The following is a 629-nucleotide window of genomic DNA, read 5'->3' on the forward strand; positions in this document are numbered from 1 at the left end:
CCGGCCTGGATGCGGGGTGCCAACTGGGCGATGGTGGGCGCCTCAAACACCGCCCGCACCGACAAGTCAGCATCCAAGCCGGTGTTGATGGCGGCGATCAGACGCATCGCCGACAACGAATCCCCACCCAACTCGAAAAACGAGTCCTCCACCCCCACCCGCTCCAGCCCAAGGACTTGCGCATAAATGCCCGCCAACATCTCCTCGGCCAGACTGGCCGGGGCGCGATAAGGAGCACCGGTGTAGTCGGGGGCGGGTAGGGCGCGGGTGTCGAGCTTGCCATTGACCGTCAACGGCAGAGCGTCGAGCACCACAATCGCGGCCGGCACCATATAGGCGGGCAGCCGATCCGCGAGCTGGCTGCGGATCGCGACCGGATCCACGATCCCCGAACCGGATTGCGTGACATAGCCGATCAGGCGCTTATCGCCGGGGTGGTCCTCGCGGGCAATCACCACCGCCTGATCCACCCCATCCACATTGGCCAGGGCGGTGCGGATTTCACCCAATTCGATGCGATACCCGCGGATCTTGACCTGCTCATCGGCGCGCCCCACATAGCGCAGCTGCCCATCGGGGCCCCAACACACCAAATCCCCGGTGCGATACATCCGCGCCCCCAGCGCCCC

1 protein-coding gene is annotated in these 629 nt (G+C 66.0%); it reads right to left on the reverse strand.

What is annotated here, in order from left to right; genetic code table 11:
• Positions 1-629, reverse strand: a 629-nt coding sequence (locus A5692_RS22225; protein WP_156766217.1) for a phosphopantetheine-binding protein, incomplete at both ends; no start/stop codon positions are given.

The organism is Mycobacterium sp. E342 (assembly GCF_001667665.1).
Taxonomy (GTDB): Bacteria; Actinomycetota; Actinomycetes; order Mycobacteriales; family Mycobacteriaceae; genus Mycobacterium.